Raw genomic sequence first — 21,654 nt, 5'->3', positions numbered from 1 at the left:
GATCCTCTATAAGGGAGAGGTGGATTCTTTGGTCGTTCCCGGTAGCGAAGGATTTTTCGGAATCCTTCCGAACCACGCCCCTTTAGTGGCGGTTCTTGGAATCGGGGTTTTGGAAATCCGCAAAGGCGAAAAACTGAAAGTTTTGTCCGTAGAAGGCGGGTTTATCGAAATCAAGGACAATGTGATCAGCATTCTTACCGATCACGGCGCTCTTAAGGAAGATATCGACGTGGAAGCCGAAAAAAAAGCGTTAACCGAAGCCGAAAAACTCCCCCCTTCGAATTCTAAAAATCTTTTCCTCCAAAAAACAAAAACCCGAATTTTAGTCGCATCCCGCTAACTTTTAGGGGTGTTTCTTTCCGAAAATAGTAGCAGAGATTCCCTTTTCTCCAAATACAATGGAGACGAGGGATGAAGGCTTATGAAAACGGCGATTCGTATTTTCACAGTAATCATTTTATTTTTCAGCGCCGGTTTTCTTTTACGAAGAAACCGGGACTGGGTTCGAAACGTGTTCGAACCGGAACCGATTTCCGCATCGATTCGGGGAAATATAAAAAATCCGGGAGTCTACAAACTCAAAGCGGGGGACACTCTGGAAGATTTGATTTTCGTTGCGGGTGGAATTAAAAAGAACCCAGGCGCCGAACCAGACCTCGACCGGGAAATCCTGGACGGACAGGTCATTGAACTCAAAGAATGATGTTATTAGGAAGAGATGGCGGAAGACTACGACATGATCAAGGACGATAATTCTCCCGGTGGCCCGGATTCCGGTATGGACGAATTACAATTCGACGATATCGATTCCATGTTAGGCTCGAACACACCGGAACCATCCAAACCCGGCGGATTGGAAGACATGTCCATAGACACCGATCCTTTGGAAAGTCTGGTTGCCAGTTCGGGTGAAGAGTATCCTTCCAGTTTCGAAAACGATTTTTCCTTTCATCCCGGTTCCGTCGATTCGAGTTTGGAAGACCCGATGGATCTGGAATTGACCGATCCGCTCGTCGACGCCGAAATCGACAAGCTGTTGGATATAAACGATTTTTCCGATTCATCTACATCAAAGATTTCTAATTTAGAATCCGATGATTCTTTTTTTACGGCCGGAGACTCCGCTCCCGACGAGGGATTGGATTTTTCCGAATTGGATAGTTATTTAACCGAAGAACCGGACGCGATCAGTTTCGACGAAGAATTGGACGATCCGGAAGAGTTCGATTTTTCGGATTTGGAAGACGAACAAGACGATCTCGACGGATCGATTCCCCCGGACGACCTAAAACAAGCGGATCTTTCCTTTGACGAAGACGATTTTTTAAGCGAAGAAGAAGGACCCATCGCTTTATCCGGCAACGAATTAGACGACATACTCAATACAGCAGACGAATCGGACGCGAACGAAGACCTTCCCGATTTTATCACACATACCGATCCGGACGAAGACGAAGGCCCGATCTCTCTCTCCGACGACGAATTGGGCCATCTTCTCGCAGACAATGCGGGAGAGAGCGATTCGTTTGCGGATTTGGAAACGGAGGACGAAGATCAACCGATCTTTTCCGAAATCGGTTCGGAAGAGGACAACGAACCGATTTCTCTTTCCCTGGCGGAACTGGAACATATACAATCCGAAGACGAAGAGGAAACGTTAGACGAAACTGGTTTTCTCGGCGGAGACGATTTCGGTTTAACGGAAGAATCCCTTTCCGATTCTTCGGACTTTTCCTTCGAGCCGGGGGATTCGGAAGAGGACACGATCGCTCTTTCCGAGGAAGAACTCGGAAATCTTCTTTCCGATGACGCGGGGATCGAAGTCGCCGCGGAAGGATTCGGAGATCTGTTGGAGAACGGAGAGTTACCGGAGGACAGCGGCTCCATGTTCGGTGAGAACGTCTCCCTTACCGTAGAACAAGACTTAGGCGAACCGGACGAGTTCGATCCGGAGGAGGAATCTTTTCCAGAGGACTTTTCCCCGGAACCGAACGATTTCCTTATGGAACTGGACGGAGAAAACGACAACGAACCGATCGCCCTTTCCGATGAGGAACTTGGAAATTTATTATCTTCGGACGAAACTACGTTAGACGAAACCGTCGACGAATCCATTTCCCTTCCCTTACACGAACTGGATGGAATCGAAGAAGAAAATGTGCCGTCCTCTCTGGAATCCTTAGAAGATTTTGAACTGCCTACGAACGATTTCGATTCTTTGGAAACGGAGGACGAAGCCGCCAACGAACCGATCGCTCTTTCCAACGAAGAGTTGGATCATATTCTTGCGGAGGAACCGAACGTTTCGGAAGAACTTCCGGGCGCCGATACGGAAATCGATTGGGACGCTCCGGTTGCGGAACAAACGGAAGAGGATGAAGAATCGATCGCCCTTTCGGATGACGAACTCGGAAATCTTCTCGCATCCGAAAACGAGGAAGTTGCGGATTCATCTTTTGATTTTGAACCGGAAACAACTTCTTTGGAACCGGAGGACGAAGATGCAAACGAACCGATCGCTCTTTCGGAAGACGAACTCGGAAATCTTCTCGCATCCGAAAACGAGGAAGTTGCGGATTCATCCTTTGATTTTGAACCGGAAACGACTCCCTTGGAAACGGAGGACGAAGATGCCAACGAACCGATCGCTCTTTCGGAAGACGAACTCGGAAATCTTCTCGCATCCGAAAACGAGGAAGTTGCGGATTCATCTTTTGATTTTGAACCGGAAACAACTCCTTTGGAAACGGAGGACGAAGATGCCAACGAACCGATCGCTCTTTCGGAAGACGAACTCGGAAATCTTCTCGCATCCGAAAACGAGGAAGTTGCGGATTCATCTTTTGATTTTGAACCGGAAACAACTTCTTTGGAAACGGAGGACGAAGATGCAAACGAACCGATCGCTCTTTCGGAAGACGAACTCGGAAATCTTCTCGCAGAGGCTCCCGTTGTGGAAGAGGAGGAAGATCTAAATCAGATCCTAGGAGAATTGCCCCGCGTATCCGACTTGGATGCTTTCGATTCCATCGACGACGACGTTTCCAGAGGGGAAGACGTCGCCTTGGATCGGATGGTTCCGACTCTGGAGAACATAGACGACGAGGAAATGATCATCTTACTGGATGAATACGCGGACGGGGAGGAAACTTCTCCGATCGAAGATCTGCGTAAAACTCCGGATCAAACGGAGGCGAGGGAGGTTGCGGGCGAAACTCCGTCCAAGGACGAAATGAAACGTATCATGACGTATCTGGATGAATTGCTCGGAAACCTGCCGGACGATTTGATTCGTGAATTTTCGCGTTCCGATTATTTCGAACTTTATAAAAAACTAATGAAACAGATCGGTGTATGACCGATGGGATTGCTGGAACGAGTCAGTAAGTTAGTCAGATCGGATTCTTCCGGAGTTTCGACTTCTTCCGGCGACGAGAAAAAATCACTTCTCAAAAAGTCGGAGTCTTTTCAGCGTAAACAGGGATTTTTGCAAAAGGCTCTCGGTATGAAAAAGGAAGTAGAGGAATCAAATGTGTTCCCCACTTCTTCTTCTTCTTCTTCTTTTGCAGAGGAACTTCCCGCTCCGCAAGAAGTCGATCCCGAAGAGTTTTCGGAGTTTGCCTCGTCGAACGAAATGGAAGACGACATTTCCATCGAAGATCTTTTCGGAGACGACGAAACGAAAGATACGAAATCGGAAGAATCCCCATTCGACTCTGCGACCGAGGATTTGGAAGAAACGGATCCGGAAACTTCTCCGAAAGATTTGGACGAAAAAACGGCCGTCTTGGACGGACCGGATCTCGATGATAGCATAACGTCCTTGGAAGAGAATCCGTTTGAGGATTGGGTCAAGGAAGCGGAACAGGAAGCACATCGAACTCCTCCCAAAAAAGATCCGAACGTTTCCGCTTCTGAAAAGGCGGAATTTTTATTCGACGACGATTCCAATTTCACCACCTCCCCGATCGATCTGCAGATCGCCTCCCGAAAAAAATTGGAGAATTACATTTCCGTTTTTGAGATCAGCAAGGAGATCGGAGTTTCCACAGACTTTGCGAACTTTTTCGAAAATCTTTTATTCTCGATCATGGGTCAGATCGGTTCCGAATCGATCGGCATCTTTTCCTCCAAAAATGGAAGTCAGGATTTTTTCCGTTTAGAAGACTATCAAGGAGAGAACTTCAATCAGGAGTGGACGATCTCTTCGGAAGAGGAAATCTATCACGCGGTGTTGAACGCAGGTTCGGTTCTTTATGCGAAAGAACTTTTAAAACCCGCGCTTCCCGCTAAAGAACGGGAGATCATCAAACAGTCCGAAGCCGAACTTCTCGTTCCGATTCGGACTATGGATGAATTTTTCGGAATCATCTTCCTCAGTAAAACGATCAGCGGAGAGGATTACACGATCGAAGATCTTGAATTTCTAAAGATCATCGGAGAAATTGCAGGTTCCGTTTATAAAAGAATCTACGATACCGAATTGCTCCATCGGGAAAATCAGAATTTAAAAGAAACACTCCGAACCAACGAGTTGATCATTTCGCTCGCGAGGGACTTTGCTTCCGTCCGTAGTATGGACGAGGCTTACGATAAATTGTTCTCCGCATTTCGGGAAGAATTAAAAATCCGACGCGCTACGTTTATGATTTTGGACGGACAAAACAAAAACGAATTCCGTGTGTTCGCTTCCAATCTACTCACTCCGGAACACGTGGGAAGTTTTAAGCTGCCTCTGGAAAGTTCGATCGTCGGAATCGTCTCGAACATTCCGGGAGTATTTCGAATCGAAAATTTTAGAAAACATTCGGAGCTTGTACAAAAATTATCGAACGACGAACTCGGGCTCATGTCCGATTTTATCGTCATTCCTTTCATCAATCTTCATTGGCTTGTGGGAATGTGGATCGTTCACGAAACGGAAATCCCTTGGACGGATTCGGACCGAGAGACTGCGGTGGGAATCTCGGAAGTGCTTGCTCCCGTTTTTTCCAACTTATTACTCGTTCAGGAAAGGGATTCGGTATTTAAGGATCCGTTCAGTCCGGTCGAGGAAAAAATAGAGGATATGATTCTCAGATCGGCCAGACTAGGAGGTCGTTTCAGTCTAACTATATTCAAAGTTCAGAATGTATCTAGAATGGTGAAACTAAAAGGTTCCGGATTTTTTGCGTCTTATAGCGACGAGTTGAGAAAGGCGATTCAGGAAAATTTATCCGAAGCGGATTTTCACTATCGAATCGGGCAGGGAAAATACGCGGTGATTCTGGACGGAAAGGATAGGGAAGAAACTCAAGTCCTCATTCGAAAAATCAAAAATCGCCTTACCGAAACGGATCGTAGGTCGAAGGATTTTCAAACCTCCGTCATTCAACATACCCTTTGTTATCCGGCGGATACAAAAGAGAAAGAAAGAATTCTCGAACTTCTCGAAGAATCTTAAATCGTCAGGAATGTTATTCAATTCTCTGAACTTCCTCCTTTTTTTTATCGGGTTTTGCCTGATCTATTTCCGCCTCGGACTTACGGGCCAGAACCGCCTTTTGTTTTTCGGCGGTTTGTTTTTTTACGGCTTTTGGAAACCGACGATGGTTTTGCTTTTGCTTTTTTGTATCGCGTTCAATTTTGCGGGAGGGATTTGGCTCGGTCGAACATCGAGCCAAAGTCGTCAAAAAAATATCTTTGCCTTTTTGATCGTTTTGAATCTCGGTATTTTGATCTTCTTTAAGTATATTCTGTTTTTATTAAGTGTTTGGAACGATACACTGGGGATTTTGTTTCCGTATTCGATTCTTCCCGTTCCTGAAATTCTTTTGCCCGTGGGGATTTCGTTTTATACGTTTCATAATATCAGTTATCTTTCCGATATCCGTTCCGGAAAAATACTACCTTGTTCGAATTTCATCCGTTTCGGAGTTTACGACCTTTTTTTTCCGTTGTTGCTGGCCGGTCCGATCGAAAGACCGGATTCTCTTTTGCCTCAGATCGAATCCGAACGTGTTGTATCCCGTGTTCTACCCCGAGTTGTACCCCGTGTTCTACCCGAAAACGGATTTGTTTCCGGAGCGGTTTTATTCTTTTGGGGAATTTTTAAAAAGGTATTTATCGGGGATCATCTTTTGCTGTTTACCGGAAAGGCGATGGAGCCGGGAATACAACTTCCGACCGGTACGGTTTTTTGGATCGCGTTTTGTTTTGCGTTTCAGGTTTATGCGGATTTTAGCGGATATACGGACGCAGCCCGAGGGCTCGCGAAGATGTTGCGGTTTCGTCTAACTTTGAATTTTAACTTTCCGTTTATCTCATCCAGTCCCTCCGAGTTTTGGAAACGTTGGCATATTTCGCTTTCGACCTGGCTTAGGGACTATCTTTATATTCCTCTGGGGGGAAACAGGGTTTCTTTGTTCCGCCAGAATTTGAATCTGATGATCGTCTGGATTTTGGGAGGACTTTGGCACGGCGCCACGTACGGATATTTGGTTTGGGGATTTTACTGCGGATTACAAGTGGTCGTTTATAATCTGATCCGAAAATACGTTTTGGATTTGATTCCGGAGAATATTCGAATATTCCAATATTTTATAAAACTAATGGGAATATTTTCTACGTTCTGGATGTTCGCTCTCGGACTTCTTTTGTTTCAAGTGCGTTCTCCCGGAGAACTTTTGGCTCTGATTTTGAACGCGGTCGGCGGAGTCTATTGGAATCCGGTGTTCGCAGCCAAGTTGTTTTTTCTTTTATTGCCGTTGATTGTAGTGGAAACTTGGATGATTCTTTCGGGAGGAACGGATTTATTTTTGGAAAAAATCGTTTCGAAACCTCTACGTTATGTGTCGCTTTCCTTCGGAGTGGGAATTTTATTTTGCCTTTTCGGCGTTTTTGAAAAGAAGGAATTCTTTTACTTTCAGTTTTAATAACGGCGCTTCCGTCAAATCCCGAAATCGTAAATGGATTCAGGATGCGAAAATTTTCGTACATCGATTTTTCGATGATAGGATTTCAAGTCGGTTCGCAATAAATGTTAGGGAGTCTTTGACAAAATTGAACAGTTCCAATTGGGATCGTAGAAAAGTCGCAGGTATAACAACGATCGTTTGTTTTTTGCTTACTGCATCGTTTCAGATTTTTTTATTTCCGCAACTGATCCCTTTTCAAGAAAAGAATTCCTTTCTCTACGATCGATTGTCTCGAATGGATGCATCCCTTTATACGGAATCGAAGGACGCGAAATTTCGGAAACTCGCACCGATCGTTTTTCTCGGAGACAGTCAGATCCTTTCCGGAATTCATCCTAAAGAATTGGAAATGAAAATCGGTCGTCCGATTTGGTTTTTGCCGAGACCTTCCGAACAACCGGAGGGAATGTTTCTAAGATGGAAGGAATACGAACGAAGGATCGGAACCAAACCTTCTTTAGTGATCGTAAACGGATCCGTTTTTTCGATCGCCGATATGGACGTGGCGAGCGCACACCGAAGTCTTGTGTTAAACTACGATTCTTTCCATTCTGAAATTTTTACGAAAACTCTTTTCGGTGATTTTTATCTGAGAAATTTATCTTCGGGACTTTATTATCTTTTAGGAAGAATGTTCCCCTTTTTGCGTCTGAATGCGTCCTTTTCCACAACTTTGAAAATCGTGGGCGAGGGGGACGAGTTCGGTTTTACGGAAAAAAATCTGGAGAAACTCCTTACCGGAAATCCGATCGAAAAATGGAAATCCAATCTGAACCGAAATCGATTTCTGGAAATGGAATATTCAAAAAATAAGGGATACTTGGATTGGGGAAAACAAACTTCCTACGACGGAGTTTGTGTCCCGAACGAAAAACCGATTCCTCTTCCTCCGAACGCGGAGCTGGCTCTGCAAAAAACGAGAAAGTCCTCCTTGAAAGCTTGGAGGGAGTTGTTTTCTTATTTCAAAGATCGTAATATTCCGATTTTAGCGATTTCCTTGCCGTTTCGTCCCGATTTTGACGAAAAGGTTTCGTCCCTTCCTTTGATGTCTCTTTGGGAATCGATTCTTGTGGAAGAGGGCATTTCTTATTGGAAGGTCGGAAGCGCTAAGTTTGAACCGAGTGATTTCGGAGATTACACTCATTTGAATACTTGCGGGATGCGGAAGTTGGTCCCGGTTTTGACCGAAAAGATTTCGAATTTTAATTTAGAGTCGAATCATCGTTAGGTGGAAACGTTAAACGATACGGTCGGTATTGAAACGGTAATCCGTTGTCCTTCGTCTTTAAAACGAATCCGTTTTTTTGGGTTCGTTCCGTATTTTGGAAAAAAGGAACATCATAAAATTATCATGAGCCTGTCCCAAAACTTAAAACAATCGCAGAGATTCGCGGCCATTCCGATAAAATCGGACGGTTGGCGGACAAACTCCATACGTTTTTTAAGATTCGTAGGCCGGTTTTAACGTTTAAAAAACGATCCTTCGTTTAACAACGGGCCGTCTTTTTTTTATTTCCGATTTTTCCCATCTTCGACATTTTTAAAATGTATTCGGGCGCATTCGGAACTTTGCATGCGGTTTTACCCATCGTCACTTCCACTTTGCCGATTCTTTTTGCGATTTCCAAAGCTTCTTGGAAAAGTTTCGGATAAAATCCTCCGACGGCGATTACAAAACCGTTCATACAATATTTGATGCGGTTCTGAGATTTGTGAATTGTAGATTCGACTCGTTTGAGGTTTTTAGAAATTTCTTTGGAATCGATTTGATCGTCCGGCAAAATCGACAACAAACTGGAGAACGTGCTCCAACCGGAAGAAGCGATACTTTCCTTCTCGGACGTAATCCATTCTTTGGCGAGTTCCCAACCGTATTTACTTTCGGCGGCGACCCAAGCCACGGTGCATTCGCTGATCATCGGAGAGCCCGCATTTTTCACCCAAAATTGCAGGTCTTTTTTTTGAATTTGTTTTTCGTCCGCGATCAGTCCCGCGAGATACATCGCGTCTACGTTTCCGGTTTTATACAGTTCCAACGAAAGTTCGTTGTTCTTTTTGATCTTCTTTTGAATTTTCTTTAAGTCTCCGACTTTGACGCCGAAAACTTCTCCTTTCGCTCCGTGATTGATGAAAATCTTTTTCACGGACTGCGTTCCCATCGATTCCAATTCTTTCATGATTTGATCTACGGTCATATTATAAAACTCTACTTTACTGATTTGTCATAAAGGAAACGGCGTAACCGAAGGTTTCTTCAAAGGCCGATTTTTGTTCTTCCGCCGCCCAGATTTCCAAAGAAGGATCGTAACCCTGGTTTGGTTTTAAAATAAAACGGATTTGATTTTTTTCGATTTTGCAAGTCACAAAAGGAACCAGACCGCCTCGATTTCGGTTTAACGCGGAGCTGATTCTAAGGATCGACGAAAGTTGGGAGACCAAGGTTTGATTCTTTTCGGCGAGTTTGCTGAATTCCCTATGTTTGATTCTGGGAGTATTCTTTCTGTGATAACGCGCGGTTAACGCGATGATTTCGATTTCCAAAAAGGTGAAACCCAAAAGCATCTCCGAATTTCGAATCATATAATAACTGTGTTTGTGAAAAGCGGAATGAGAGATGGATTGACCGATCTCGTGTAAAAGGGAAGCCGCTTCCAAAAGTTCTCTTTGTTCTTGTCCGAGTTTATGCAAACTTTTCAACTGATCGAAAATCTGAAGGCTCAGGTTCGCGACGTGTCTGGAATATTCTTCGTCCCTGGAAAAGGCTCTCATAAAGTTATGCACGCCGGTTTGACGGATGTCGTCCAGATGTTTGGAATGTTCCGTGTTTTCGAAATGTTCCCATTTACGAATGGTGTCGTATACGATTCCTTCCCGAAGAGCAAACTCGGAAACCGTCAAGGCGGGAACGTTAGCGAGGTCGAAAATCTCTTCCAAGATGAGAGTTCCTCCTACGATGATGTCGGCTCGTTTGTTATCGAGTCCCGGTATTTTGGCTCTCTTTTTGAAAGTGTCCGCTTCCAAAATCAGGTTTCGGATTTTTTTGAATTCGGAAGCGACAAAGGAAAAGTTGTTCAAAGGGATCTCTTCGGTTTCCCCTTTCGAAGCGAGAATCATACCCGCGATCGCTTGGATGGTTCCGGACGAACCCACTACCAAATCCGGTTTTAAATCTCTAAGAATCTTTCGAAAGGGAAGGAGCATTTCTTCGATATAAAGTCTGCACTTTCGAATGTCCGAGTTGGAAAGAGTTTCTTCCTGAAAGAATTTTTCGGTGAGCCGGATCGCTCCTAACTTAAAACTTTTGGAAAATAGAATGTTTCCTCTGTGGCCTACGAGTATCTCCGTACTTCCTCCTCCGATATCGATCATCAGTATCTTTCGATCGAAGACGGGGATTCCCTGAAGGATTCCGAAATAGATCAAACGGGCTTCTTCATAACCGCTGACTACGTCGATGGATATACCGGCTTCTTGATAAGCCGCTTCTAAAAATTCTTCCTGATTGGAAGCGTCTCGTAACGCGCTTGTGGCGACGGCTCTGATTTCGGCGCCCGCGTTTTCCGCGAGAATTTTGAATCGTTTGAGACAATCGATTCCTCTTCGAAACGAATCCGGATCGATCGGACCGCTTTCTTGCAACCTGTTACCTAAGCGAACCGATTCTTTTTCACGTGCGACGGCTTCAAACGTTCCGTTGGTTCTAACTCGAACGATGATCATGTGGAATGAGTTGGTGCCGAGGTCGATGGCAGCGAGAGGTTTTTCCTGAACCATGGTTGAACAGAATGTTCTTCCGCTAAAAACGATCCAGCTTAATTTGTTTTCTGATTTTTTTGTTTTGAGGTTGCCGGGAACCTCAGCGTTGAAATTATTGAAACCTGTCCAATGAAGAAAGTTCTGAAGAATTTTCCGCTTTAAGCAGATAATAAAGACAAAAACCTCCGCGGTTGAAAGGTACATGAAATGATCTTTGATAATCTCTATGCCCTGTTTTCCAATGATATGGGAATCGATCTGGGGACGGCAAATACACTGGTGCATGTGAAAGGACAGGGGATCGTTTTATCCGAACCTTCGGTTGTCGCAGTTCACGCAGCCACCGGTAAGGTTCTCGCCGTAGGGCAGGAAGCAAAACGGATGTTGGGTCGGACCCCGGGTGAAATCGTGGCGATCCGTCCGATGAAAGACGGAGTGATTGCCGACTTTGAAACCGTTGAAAAAATGATTCGTTATTTTATCGCCAAGGTGCATAACCGCACCACTTTCGTAAAACCTAGAATCGTGATCGGAGTTCCGTCCGGAATCACGGAGGTGGAAAGACGCGCCGTTCGCGAGTCTGCGGAACAAGCCGGCGCCAGAGAAATTTTTCTCATCGAAGAAGCTCTTGCCGCCGCGATCGGAGCCAATATCCCGATCAACGAACCCGCCGGAAATATGATCGTGGATATCGGCGGCGGAACGACCGAAATCGCGGTGATTTCTCTTGGGGGAATGGTAATCGCGGAATCCATTCGAACCGGAGGGGACGAGTTCGACGAGGCCATCATCAAGTATCTCCGAAACCAGTACAACTTGGTCGTCGGGGAAAGAACTGCGGAAGATATCAAACTGACGATAGGAAACGCTTTTCCGGAGAAGAAGGCGGAGACGATGGAAGTTCGAGGACGGGACGCGATTTCCGGACTGCCTAGAACTCTTGAGTTGGAGTCCAACGAAATCCGAAAGGCTCTCAAAGAACCGACAGACGAAATCCTGGACGGAATCAAACGGGTTTTGGAAAGAACTCCTCCCGAACTTGCATCGGATATCGTGGAAAGAGGAATCGTACTTACGGGAGGCGGTTGTCTCCTTCGAGGACTGGAAATGTATCTTTCAAAGGAAACGGGAGTTCCCGTTTTCCGTGCGGAAAATCCTCTTACTTGTGTGGTTCTGGGAACCGGAAAGTATCTGGACGAGTTGAAATATATCAAACCCGGTATCCGCTGAAACTGAGTTGAAATGCACTAACGTTCCGGACGAGTTTTGTCCGGACGAGTTCGGGAGCAAAAGAAGATTCGATGTTATGGTTTCAACTCAGCCGAAGTAAAGAGACACTTTCTCTTCTTTTTTGTATTCTATTTTCCATTTTATCCTTAACCTTTCGAAGTAACGTAATCGTACGAGGAATCGCCAGTTTTCAAAGAGTCGGAGACGTAGTATCGGGTTCCATCGATTCTTTCGGCGGATTTTTCAAAGGCGCTTACAATAAGTTGGAATCTTTTGAAACCGTTCGGAAAGAAAGGGATTCTTGTGTTGCGGTCATGGAAGACTATAAACTTCTACCGCAGGATTTGGAAAAATCGAATCGGGAAAACGATTCCCTCCGAAAAGAACTCAGGTTTCAGAGCCGACAAAAATACGCGAGTCTCAAGGCGGAAGTTTTATCCGTTCGTTTGAATTCCATTTATAGAACCATCATCATAGACAAGGGTTCCGACGCGGGACTGAAACCCTACATGCCCGTGACCGCAAGAGCCGTGGATCAAAAGGGTGCGATCATCGAAGCGCTTGTCGGAAAAGTTGTGGCGGTGACCGGGGGTTCTGCGGTGGTTCAACCTCTCATCAATTCGAACTTCAACATGGGAGTATCGATGCCCGATACCAATCTATGGGCCAATCTTTCCGGAAATTCCGGAAGGGGAACCGAGGCGCTTCTGAATTATATCGATAGCGGAATCATCATCGATCCGAGAGTTTTTGGAGAATATCCGATGGGACCGAGCGAGATGATTCAATACACGGAGTCTTTGAGTAAGATCGGTAAACCGGTTTACACTTCCGGAGGGGGCGGCGTATTTCCTTCGGGGATTCCGGTCGGAATCATCACCGAAGAAGGGCAACGGAACGGGAGTTTCAAAAGTGCATTCTTAAAACCTTTTGTTCGATTTGAGATGCTCGAGAGTGTGACGATCCTACTCAAACTTCCGGAGAAGTGGTTGGAAACCTGGCCGGAAGGACAGAACATTACGATCGAAAATCCGTATTTCGGAGAACTCAACTTTCCGGGAGAGGATCGTTTGAAAGAAAATCAAACGAAAACGCCTGTGTCGCCTAACGGGAGTCAGCCGCAAACGAACGCGCCTAAGAAGCCCGCTCCGAACGAGGAAGATTTACAATGATCTTGGAAAAACTCGTAATCGCGATCGGAATTTTAATCGCACATTTTTTAAACGGCTCTAATTTTTTCGAGATCGGTTCGGCGATTAAACCGGACTTTATGATTCTTCTCGTGCTTTTTTTTGCGCTGAGAAGAGGTCCTCTCTACGGACTTTGGATCGGATTTTTCGGAGGTCTTTTGACGGACTCGGGACTCGGAGGAGAAATTTCCGCGGGAAACGTGGTCACGTATAAGATCGGACTTCATTCCTTGACCTTTTGTCTGATCGGATATCTCGTCGGTAAATTTGCTCGTTCCGCCTATCACGAAAATTATCTTTCCATCACGATCTATTCCCTACTGATCACCTTTATCACGAGAGTGGGCACGTATTATCTATTCTCTCTTTTCTTTCATGAGAATATGAGTTATTCCTTATTTTTTACGTCGTTTTTTAACGCTCTCATCGCCCCCGCGTTCTTTTATGCGCTGACTTGGATCTATCAATTGGATCATATGGGGGACGCTTAAGTTGTTCGGCGGAGCGCAGTCTGCGTCGGAATACCGACTTGAAAAAAGTTTTCGTTTTCGTTTGTATACCTTTTCCGGGCTTGTAGTGTTTACGCTCGCCGCGTTTATCTTTCAGTTATTCAATCTACAGATTTTCAACGGAACGGATAACGCTCTCAAAGCCGAAAAGTTCGTAAGAAAAAGCGAGATCCTCCCCGCCGCGAGAGGTCAAATGTTCGATCGAAACTTTCTCACTCCGGAAACTTCGATGGCTTTGGTTTCGAACTATTCTTCCTTGGACGCGGTTTTAAACACTTCTTTGTTTAAATACGATCCCGGTGCGACAAAGGCGTTCATTCAAGAATTTGCAAGAACCCTTTCGATTCCGATTTCCTATTACCAAGACGAGCTGATCGAACCCCGTTTTTCCAGAAACTTGAAGGCAAAAAAACCGATCGTTCTTTTGGAAGGAATCACCACCGCACAACAGGAAAGAATATCAGTATTTGATAATATATCCAAATACATCATTCTACTTCCATCTCCCAGAAGAATCTACAAAATGGGTCCGGCGCTCGCGCACGTGACCGGTTATATCGGAAAGCCGACTCGGGGCGATCTTGTTTCCGGCGAGATCAAGTCGTATCAGTTTCTCGGAAAAAGCGGACTTGAGTTGGAATACGATTCCGAATTGAGGGGTGTGGACGGATTTAGAATTCAAAAAAGAAGTTCCGAAGGAAATATAGAAGAGGAACGGGTCGTGGAACATTCCTCTCCCGGAAACAATCTCGTTTTAACGATCGATAAGGATATTCAGATCGCCGCGCACAAGGCGTTGAAAGGAACCAGGGGAACCGCGATCGCGATCAAGGTTTCCACGGGAGAAATTCTGGCGATGGCTTCCAATCCCAGTTACGATCCGAACATACTCTCCGGAAAAAATAAGGCGGATCGAACCGCACATTTCAACCGAGTCAAAGACAACGGTGGATTTTTAAATCTTGCGATTCAATCCAAGTTTCCTCCCGCCTCGACGTATAAAACGTTAGTCGCCCTTGCGGCTCTCGAAAGTCAACACAAGATCGGATACACGCCGGAAACCACGTTTTCCTGCAACGGAAGTTTTGTGCTCAAGTCCACGTTTGCGGGAGTTCCCGATCAGGTTTTTAATTGTTGGGAAAAGGGCGGTCATGGAACCAACGACCTTGCACACGCGTTGCAGAAATCCTGTTCCGTATATTTTTACAATTTAGGATACAAACTCGGCTCGGATGCGATTTTAAATTATTCCAGACTTTTCGGATTGGAAAGCCAATCCAAAGTGGATCTTCCGGGAGAGATTACCGGTTTTATTCCTTCTTCCGCTTGGAAAAAAAGAACGTACGGAACCAAATGGTTCGACGGAGATACGATCAACTTATCGATCGGACAGGGATTTATCTCGTCCACTCCGATGGGAATGGCGCTCTTTTATATGGGGATTCTCAATCGAGGGCAGATCTATCAACCGTATTTGGTGAGCGAGATCCGAGATCCCGTGGACAACTCCATCATCAACAGAACCGCTCCTCAAATACTCAGGGACATTCCGATCAATCAGTCTTCCGTGGACGCGATCAAAGAAGGATTGAAACTCGTAGTCAAAAGCGGTACCGCAGCCTACGTCTTGAACAAACCGTATTTACCCGATATCGCCGGAAAAACGGGAACGGCTCAAACGAGAAGAAGAGGGGCTTCCGGTTCCAACCACGCGTGGTTTGTAGGATACGCTCCCGCGAGCGCACCCGCCAGCGAACAGGTGTTAGTCGTAGTTTTCGTGGAATACGGAGTCGGCGGAGCGGCCGGAGCGGCTCCGGTTGCAAGGGATATGTTTCACGCCGCCTTTCCGCCGGGAACATTCAAAAAATCGCAAGATATAACACCGCCTTCTTTACCGTCGACGGGACAGGAGGGATCTCTTGAAACCAGATAAGTCCATAGAAAAGATCGATTACTTTTTAGTGATTTCGGTCGTCATTGTTGTACTTTGCAGCGTGTTAACCCTTTACAGCCAAGAAGTCAATTTCGAGGACGGACCCGGAAAATGGTATCGTCAACTTTTTTACTTCGTCATCGGGCTTGTGATCCTGTATTTCGTGTCGAGAATCAACTATCAGTTGTTAGGCGCCTATGCTCTTGTATTCTATGTGTTTACTGTTTTCTTACTCATGATCACATTGATTCCGGGGATCGGATATCTTCCTTTGGAAAGAGGAGCCCGTTCCTGGATCAAAATAGGACCGGTCAGTATCCAAACTTCCGAGTTTGCAAAGTTGTCCACGGTGATTTTATTGGGACAGTTCATGGTCTTAAAGGAAAAAGATATGAGAAATATCGCGGTCCTTTCGATTCCGTTCGTGATCGTAATTATTCCGATGATCTTTATCCTATTGCAGCCGGACTTTGGAACGGCGGTTTCTTTTCTTCCGATATTATTTACGATGCTTTTTCTCGGAGGAGCGGACATCCTTCACATCGGATCCTTATTGGCGTTCGGCGGAATTACGCTCATGGTTCCCATGTTCGTCGAGTATTCCAGGCTGACTTTGATAAACGACATCGCCGACTTCTTACAAAGAACCGGAAAGACGGATTTATTGACCGTTGTCAATCGACTCGGTGGAAAAATCTGGCTCGCACTCGACGGAAAGGATCTAAAGGCCGCCAATCTAACTCCCAAGACGTTAAACGCGTTGCAGGAAGTTGTGGATCAGGTCGTGGAAGTGGAGGGAGGATTTTTATTTAAGATTCTTTCCAATCAAAAGTTGTTATTAACTTTCGGAGCTTTTTTTCTGATCGCGAGTCTCGTGATGGTGGGAATTCGGATCGCGAGAGGAAGTAAAACATTAAGACAATATTATATACCTCTCGGGATCTTGGGAATCAGTTTGATCTCCGCCGTCGTAGTGATGAAAACCGTACCGTTCCGTGAAAACCAGGTCATTCGATTGACGGCGTTTTTAAATCCGGAAGAATTCAAACAAGGGGCCGGATATCAACTCAGGGCGTCCAAACCCGCGGTCGGGTCGGGGAGATTTTTCGGAAAAGGATTGATGAACGCCGAGATGACGGAAGGAAGAATTCCTCACGTTCCGGAATCGAGCACCGACTTTATCTTTGCGTCCTGGGCGGAACAAACCGGATTTTTAGGATCCGTGTTCTTATTGTTCTTTTTATTTTCGATTCCGTTACGCGGCCTTCAGATCAGCTATGAAAGTAAGGACCGGTTCGGATCGTTACTGGCATCCGGAATCGTAGCATTACTTTTTTATCATATGGCGATCAACATCGGGATCGTGATAGGGCTCATGCCCGTAACCGGAATTCCGCTCTCGTTTATGAGTTACGGAGGATCGCATTTGGTCATGTCCATGACCGCGGTCGGAATCATTCTTTCGATTAAAAGTAGAAAACACGCGAACTAAAAAAATCGGGCGCCTTCTTTCCATTTGCAATGGAAAGAACCGCGCTTTTCCGCGACTTCGCTACGCTTCGGCTCCCGACAAGTCGGGGAGCCGCGTTCCGCGTCGCTCCAATCGCTGGCGCGGAAGATTTCAGACAAACCGAAGAGAGGCATTATCAGATTTAAAAAGCGGCGTTAGAGCTTCATTTTGAAACGCCGGCGGCGAATCTTCTACCGCCAATCAAAAAATTTCATCATCAAGAACTGGAAAAAGAATTCGTATCGTTGTAATCCTGCTCTCGAAAAAAATACGAAACGGTCCGATAATCAAAACACTCGTATGGACTCCGTAAAAGATTCCCGATTTTTTTTCGACTTAAAACATAAATTCGAGTCCATTTTGGAAGAGGTGGAAAAGAAAACCTTCGACCAAAAGGACGAGATCCGCGAATTGGAAACGCTTTGGGAAGATATGTTCCATCTCGCGGGTAAAAACGATTCGCCCTATTTTCAAATTCGGCTCAAAAGCCTCAAAAAACAGCTCGATACGTTCGTAAAAAATAAGGGATACGAAAAAAACGAGTTCGATAAAATCTTTCACCAACTCGGAAAGATGAAACGAACGGACTCGGTGGAGTTTTTGGACGAGTCCCTTCGCAATCGCCTCGAAAAGATCGCACAAAATAATTATATCCCCGGAGATATGATTTCGTCCGGGCTTGTATTGCCTTCCGCAACCAATCAAAAAGGAAAACAGTATATAACGTTTCGCTGTGGTACGATTTATTTCATTACCGATCGTTCTTCCTACGTCGTTCTTAAGGATTTGGATCGGAGAAAAAATACGGTCGAATACAAAGGGGAAGTTCACAGAATCTTTCCGAGTTCCTTTATCTACGGTCTTTCCGAAGAGGAATACAGAAACGAAAATTTTCTTACCATGAATTTGTTGGTTCTTAAAAGGCAATCCGGTCTTGAATTCTATCGATTTGATACGTTAGGCGAAATATTGCAGATCAACGAAGGCACTTTCCGAAAAGGTCTAAAACCCTTGGAAAATTCCGAGGTTCGAAACGAAGACAATCGAATTCGGAATTATTTTCGAAAAGCGGGAGTTCGGTATTATTACATTCCCGCTTTAAACTCTTAGAGCCTGTCCCAAAACTTAAAACAATCGCAGAGATTGACGGCCATTCCGATAAAATCGGACGGTTGGCGGACAAACTCTTAATAAAAATCTTTGTTTTCGTTTTGCAAGAGGTGTTGTTTCGCAGCGGTTATCCCGGATCGTTCGATCGATATGATATCTTTTGTCCGGAACTTGAAATTCCGCCCAAAAAATAAAAATTACAAACTGCAAGTGAAATTTGCTCGAAATTCCGTTGTCGTAATTCCGACAAACTACTCATTTTAAAATTCTTCTTGAAGCCTGACTTGTGGAAGCCCGAAAGAAATTAAAATTCGGCTCTAGTCCAACTTTGAAAAAACGGTTCCGGAAGCTCGTGTGGAAATCCGCTGATACTTTGCGTAAGCGTCGATCAAAGCCGATCGAATCGCTTTTTTATCTCGGATGCCGGATCGGGCTGATGTGTCGGCTAACGCTACTAGGAGATAGGCTTCCGGAGCCATAAAGGTTCGGGTGAATGCGACCGGGGTCGCGCCGATCGACCGGATCACAGGGCCGAAATATTTCTCGCTTTCACACGCCAAAACCGCTACGGATTTTGACGAAGGAATTTTCATGGATTGAATTTCGGGTGGAAGGCGATCCATCAGCCGGTCGTGACCCGCCCAAACCAAAAGATCCGCATCGGATTTTCCCGTTGTGGCGTTTAAAAAATCGACTAACGCGTCGTCGATTTTGTCTCCCGCGTATGCGTGGAGTATAATAGAAACTTTTCGTTCTCCTTTTTTCGGGATCCGTTCCAACCAAAGATGTCTTAAAATCGGAGAGCCGGGATCACCTTCTTTACGATTCACAACTTGAAAACCCGGGGCTTTTTTAAAAAAGGATTCCGCTCCGAACGCCGCTCCCCAATAGAGATTTCCATCCAAAGAACGAGGATCTCCCGCTTTTCCTTTTCCACAGGCGAGCTGCGATCCGTCGCACAAAGGAATAAACACTTCTATCTGAACGGATTCCACCGAGAAAAACGAGACGAAAATTAGGAGTAAGAAGGTTAAATGAAAGGGATCGTATTTTAAAATCGGATTCTGCATGAATCTATCAAATTAAAATGAGAGCCGTTCGGAAACGTTTTTTCTAGAAAAGTTATAATTTGGAAAACTCGTTTTCGACGAAATAGAATTACGCCGTTTGTGTTTCGTGAAATTTTCCGGAGGATTTAACGCCTATATACGAATTTGAATGAGCTCGTAAAAATTAAAACGACTTCTGTCCGGGATTATTATTTTTATGAAAAAGAAAACCGTATCGGTTGGGAAAGATTGGTTCGAAATTGAAATCGTCATCGGACTTGGAAAGGAAAATACGTATGAGTGGAAAAGAATACAATCTTGAAAAATTTTATAACTACTCTTTGGATTTGTTTGCGATTCAAAGGATGGAGGACGGAATCGTAGTATCGGTAAATTCCGCATTTGAACGGCTTCTCGGATGGAAAAAGGAAAAAGTGGTGGGACTCAATCCTTTTCATTTGGTACATCCGGACGATATGGGATTGTTTCTAAAAGAATTCGAAGAATTGAATATTGGAACTCCGAATTTATCGGTCCAACATAGGATTTTGTGTGCCGATGGAAGTTATAAACATTTTTCTTGGACTGCATTCCCGGATGTAGAGACCGGTTTGATTTATTCGACCGGAAGAGACATTACCGAACTTGTGGAATCGAACCGAAAAATCGGTCACCTTGCTTTGGAGCTTAAGGAAGCGAACGATCGGTTATTCGAACAGGCTTCCACGGATCCTCTGACAAAATTAAAAAACAGAAGGTCTTTTAACAAAGAGTTGAATCATTGGATTGGTCATGCACATCGTCAGGAAAATTTTTTGTCCTTACTGATGATCGACGTGGATCATTTTAAGGCTTACAACGACCAATACGGACATCCCGCCGGCGATCAGGTGTTAGTCGATTTGGCCTCTATTTTGAGGCAAACCTTTCGTAAAAACGATGTAACTGCGAGGTACGGCGGCGAAGAATTTATCGTAATATTGCCGGATACTCCTAAAAAAGAAGCCGTAGAAATGGCCGAAACGTTGGTTTTAACTGTGAGAGATTATCCTTGGGAAAAAAGACAAATTACGATCAGTGTGGGAACGACTACGATTCGTTTTGATCAAAATACTCCGATCGGAAGTCAGAATTTTTCGATCCGTTTGATCAAAGAAGCGGATCAGGCGCTTTATCATTCGAAATTAAACGGAAGAAATCAAGTCACACACGCGTTCGACACTACGAATTAGAATTTTATAATTTAGTAGAGGTAAGAACCGGTAAAAGAAAAGGTTAAAATCACCGAATAGGATTCGGATTTTTTAATGTAGAAAAAGTGAATGTAGAAACTCGGAAAGAAAGCTTACGATCGATATCATTCCTTAAATCCGTTGAAAATCGGCGAGTCAATCCCGTAAAAATTCTCGGCTGAAAATTTACGAAAAAAATTAACTAAAAACCCCAGGGAAATTTCCCCCGGGAATTTTTTTTAGTCTTCCGAATCTTCGAGAAGGTTGTTCAGACTTTCGATCAGAACGTCCACTTCCACGCCGTAACCCATACAAACCTGTTCGATCGTTTCGAGCTCGTTGATGGAACAATGGGAGCAACCGCCTAAATGATAACTCGAAAAAACAAGCCCCGCTTCGGGGTGAACGGCCATCGCCTCACCTACCGTCATTTCCTTATAAAATCTTGGCTTGACCACTTCTGTCATTGAAAATCTCCTATCATTGAAATAATCGTATTGGAAAGAAACATTACATGAGAGTTCGTTTTTGCAAACGGCGAGGAAACAAACCTATTCTCGTCGAATACGAAACCGTCTCGAATTTGCGAACGTTTCCAATATATAGACATGGGAAAGAAAGTCAAGAGCTATGTTTTTTGAAGAATCAGGAAGATTTTATATTCGAATCGAGGAACGTTTCGAATCCTCTCATTTCCTCTACAAATATTTTCCGGACGGTTCGGACGAACCCATTCACGGACATTCTTGGAAAGTCGAACTGTATCTTTCCGGAAAAAAGAATATCGGTCAGGACGGAATCAGTTTTGATTTTCTTACTTCCAAACAAAAACTTAAGGAGCTCGTAGGAAAATTGGATCACATTCTGATCAACGATCTGGAAGAATTTAAAAAGATCAATCCGACTTCCGAAAACATTGCTCGTTGGTTTTATCACTATCTCAAAGAGAGTGTACATTCGGCCGGAGGAAAAGTGGATAGGATTGTAATTCACGAAGGCCCGGAAAACCTCGCTTTTTTCGAACCGGTCGAGCGCCCCTAGAAGCGAGACCGCCAAATACCGCGGAGCGAAAAGTATTTGGCTTTCAACGCAGTTGAAAAATCTCACTCCTATAGCGAATGAGATTGAGTTTTCTCGAGCGCCCCTAGAAGCGAGACCGCCAAATACCGCGGAGCGAAA

General features: G+C 44.8%; 17 protein-coding genes and 2 pseudogenes (1 of these 19 running past the window's edge). 15 read left to right on the top strand and 4 right to left on the bottom strand.

The annotated features are described in order from the left end of the window. The 7 genes and pseudogenes from atpC to LEP1GSC060_RS17610 all read left to right on the top strand — a co-directional run. Positions 1 to 340 carry the 3' portion of an ATP synthase F1 subunit epsilon gene (atpC, locus tag LEP1GSC060_RS17635; protein WP_003009464.1) on the top strand. The gene continues 44 nt to the left of window position 1, outside the view, so only the last 340 of its 384 coding nucleotides appear in the window; its start codon lies beyond the left edge, outside the window; its stop codon occupies positions 338 to 340. Positions 341 to 421: 81 nt separating this feature from the next. Next, complete coding sequence (locus tag LEP1GSC060_RS17630) at positions 422 to 703, top strand: SLBB domain-containing protein (protein WP_003009951.1); 282 nt, start codon at positions 422 to 424, stop codon at positions 701 to 703. Positions 704 to 718: 15 nt separating this feature from the next. Continuing rightward, a complete protein-coding gene (locus LEP1GSC060_RS17625; protein ID WP_003009802.1) occupies positions 719 to 3,358 on the top strand; it encodes a midas domain-containing protein in 2,640 nt (879 codons plus the stop codon). 3 nt (positions 3,359 to 3,361) lie between these two features. Next, positions 3,362 to 3,524 (top strand): annotated as a pseudogene (locus LEP1GSC060_RS21070) (GAF domain-containing protein); the annotation flags it as partial. A 71-nt stretch (positions 3,525 to 3,595) separates the two neighbouring features. Next, a pseudogene (locus LEP1GSC060_RS17620) lies at positions 3,596 to 5,443 on the top strand (GAF domain-containing protein); the annotation flags it as partial. A 10-nt stretch (positions 5,444 to 5,453) separates the two neighbouring features. Further along, entirely contained in the window at positions 5,454 to 6,914 is a 1,461-nt protein-coding gene (locus tag LEP1GSC060_RS17615) for an MBOAT family O-acyltransferase (RefSeq protein WP_003009707.1), read from the top strand. Between the two features lie 127 nt (positions 6,915 to 7,041). Continuing rightward, entirely contained in the window at positions 7,042 to 8,184 is a 1,143-nt protein-coding gene (locus tag LEP1GSC060_RS17610) for a hypothetical protein (RefSeq protein WP_003009555.1), read from the top strand. Positions 8,185 to 8,443: 259 nt separating this feature from the next. Here the strand turns inward: LEP1GSC060_RS17610 and LEP1GSC060_RS17600 are convergent, their stop codons facing one another. Next, positions 8,444 to 9,151 carry a DNA alkylation repair protein gene (locus LEP1GSC060_RS17600; RefSeq protein WP_003009584.1) on the bottom strand — a complete coding sequence of 236 codons (708 nt, stop codon included), beginning with the start codon at positions 9,149 to 9,151 and terminating at the stop codon, positions 8,444 to 8,446. A gap of 16 nt (positions 9,152 to 9,167) precedes the next feature. After that, on the bottom strand, positions 9,168 to 10,730 hold the full coding sequence (locus LEP1GSC060_RS17595; RefSeq protein ID WP_003009826.1) for a Ppx/GppA phosphatase family protein: 1,563 nt from the start codon (positions 10,728 to 10,730) through the stop codon (positions 9,168 to 9,170). A gap of 189 nt (positions 10,731 to 10,919) precedes the next feature. Between LEP1GSC060_RS17595 and LEP1GSC060_RS17590 the strand changes: the two genes are divergently transcribed. The 6 genes from LEP1GSC060_RS17590 to LEP1GSC060_RS17565 all read left to right on the top strand — a co-directional run bounded on the left by LEP1GSC060_RS17590 (position 10,920) and on the right by LEP1GSC060_RS17565 (position 18,194). Further along, positions 10,920 to 11,942, top strand: a complete 1,023-nt coding sequence (locus LEP1GSC060_RS17590) for a rod shape-determining protein (protein WP_000575569.1) — start codon at positions 10,920 to 10,922, stop codon at positions 11,940 to 11,942. Positions 11,943 to 12,013: 71 nt separating this feature from the next. Next, positions 12,014 to 13,114: a rod shape-determining protein MreC gene (mreC, locus tag LEP1GSC060_RS17585; protein ID WP_003009568.1), complete on the top strand. Its 1,101-nt coding sequence runs from the start codon at positions 12,014 to 12,016 to the stop codon at positions 13,112 to 13,114. Beyond that, positions 13,111 to 13,623 carry a rod shape-determining protein MreD gene (gene mreD, locus LEP1GSC060_RS17580; protein ID WP_003009493.1) on the top strand — a complete coding sequence of 171 codons (513 nt, stop codon included), beginning with the start codon at positions 13,111 to 13,113 and terminating at the stop codon, positions 13,621 to 13,623. The genes mreC and mreD overlap by 4 nt, the downstream gene beginning before the upstream one ends. 1 nt (position 13,624) lies before the next feature. Continuing rightward, complete coding sequence (mrdA, locus tag LEP1GSC060_RS17575) at positions 13,625 to 15,574, top strand: penicillin-binding protein 2 (protein WP_003009945.1); 1,950 nt, start codon at positions 13,625 to 13,627, stop codon at positions 15,572 to 15,574. Next, entirely contained in the window at positions 15,561 to 17,066 is a 1,506-nt protein-coding gene (gene rodA, locus LEP1GSC060_RS17570; protein ID WP_003009674.1) for a rod shape-determining protein RodA, read from the top strand. Before mrdA ends, rodA begins: the two co-directional genes overlap by 14 nt. A 318-nt stretch (positions 17,067 to 17,384) precedes the next feature. Then, complete coding sequence (locus LEP1GSC060_RS17565) at positions 17,385 to 18,194, top strand: hypothetical protein (RefSeq protein WP_003009615.1); 810 nt, start codon at positions 17,385 to 17,387, stop codon at positions 18,192 to 18,194. 317 nt (positions 18,195 to 18,511) lie between these two features. Here LEP1GSC060_RS17565 and LEP1GSC060_RS17560 read toward each other — a convergent pair whose 3' ends face one another. Further along, complete coding sequence (locus LEP1GSC060_RS17560; RefSeq protein ID WP_003009462.1) at positions 18,512 to 19,264, bottom strand: hypothetical protein; 753 nt, start codon at positions 19,262 to 19,264, stop codon at positions 18,512 to 18,514. A 275-nt stretch (positions 19,265 to 19,539) separates the two neighbouring features. Between LEP1GSC060_RS17560 and LEP1GSC060_RS17555 the strand changes: the two genes are divergently transcribed. Then, complete coding sequence (locus LEP1GSC060_RS17555) at positions 19,540 to 20,475, top strand: sensor domain-containing diguanylate cyclase (RefSeq protein WP_003009793.1); 936 nt, start codon at positions 19,540 to 19,542, stop codon at positions 20,473 to 20,475. A gap of 239 nt (positions 20,476 to 20,714) precedes the next feature. Here the strand turns inward: LEP1GSC060_RS17555 and LEP1GSC060_RS17550 are convergent, their stop codons facing one another. Continuing rightward, positions 20,715 to 20,942 carry a DUF1858 domain-containing protein gene (locus tag LEP1GSC060_RS17550; RefSeq protein WP_010574154.1) on the bottom strand — a complete coding sequence of 76 codons (228 nt, stop codon included), beginning with the start codon at positions 20,940 to 20,942 and terminating at the stop codon, positions 20,715 to 20,717. 163 nt (positions 20,943 to 21,105) lie between these two features. Between LEP1GSC060_RS17550 and LEP1GSC060_RS17545 the strand changes: the two genes are divergently transcribed. Continuing rightward, positions 21,106 to 21,516, top strand: a complete 411-nt coding sequence (locus LEP1GSC060_RS17545; protein ID WP_003009692.1) for a 6-carboxytetrahydropterin synthase — start codon at positions 21,106 to 21,108, stop codon at positions 21,514 to 21,516. Positions 21,517 to 21,654 lie beyond the last annotated feature (138 nt).

Origin of the sequence: Leptospira weilii serovar Ranarum str. ICFT, assembly GCF_000332415.1 — a bacterium.
Taxonomy (GTDB): domain Bacteria; phylum Spirochaetota; class Leptospiria; order Leptospirales; family Leptospiraceae; genus Leptospira; species Leptospira weilii_A.
The sequence above is the reverse complement of the archived record's forward strand: the minus strand, read 5'-3'. Positions and strand labels throughout refer to the sequence as shown.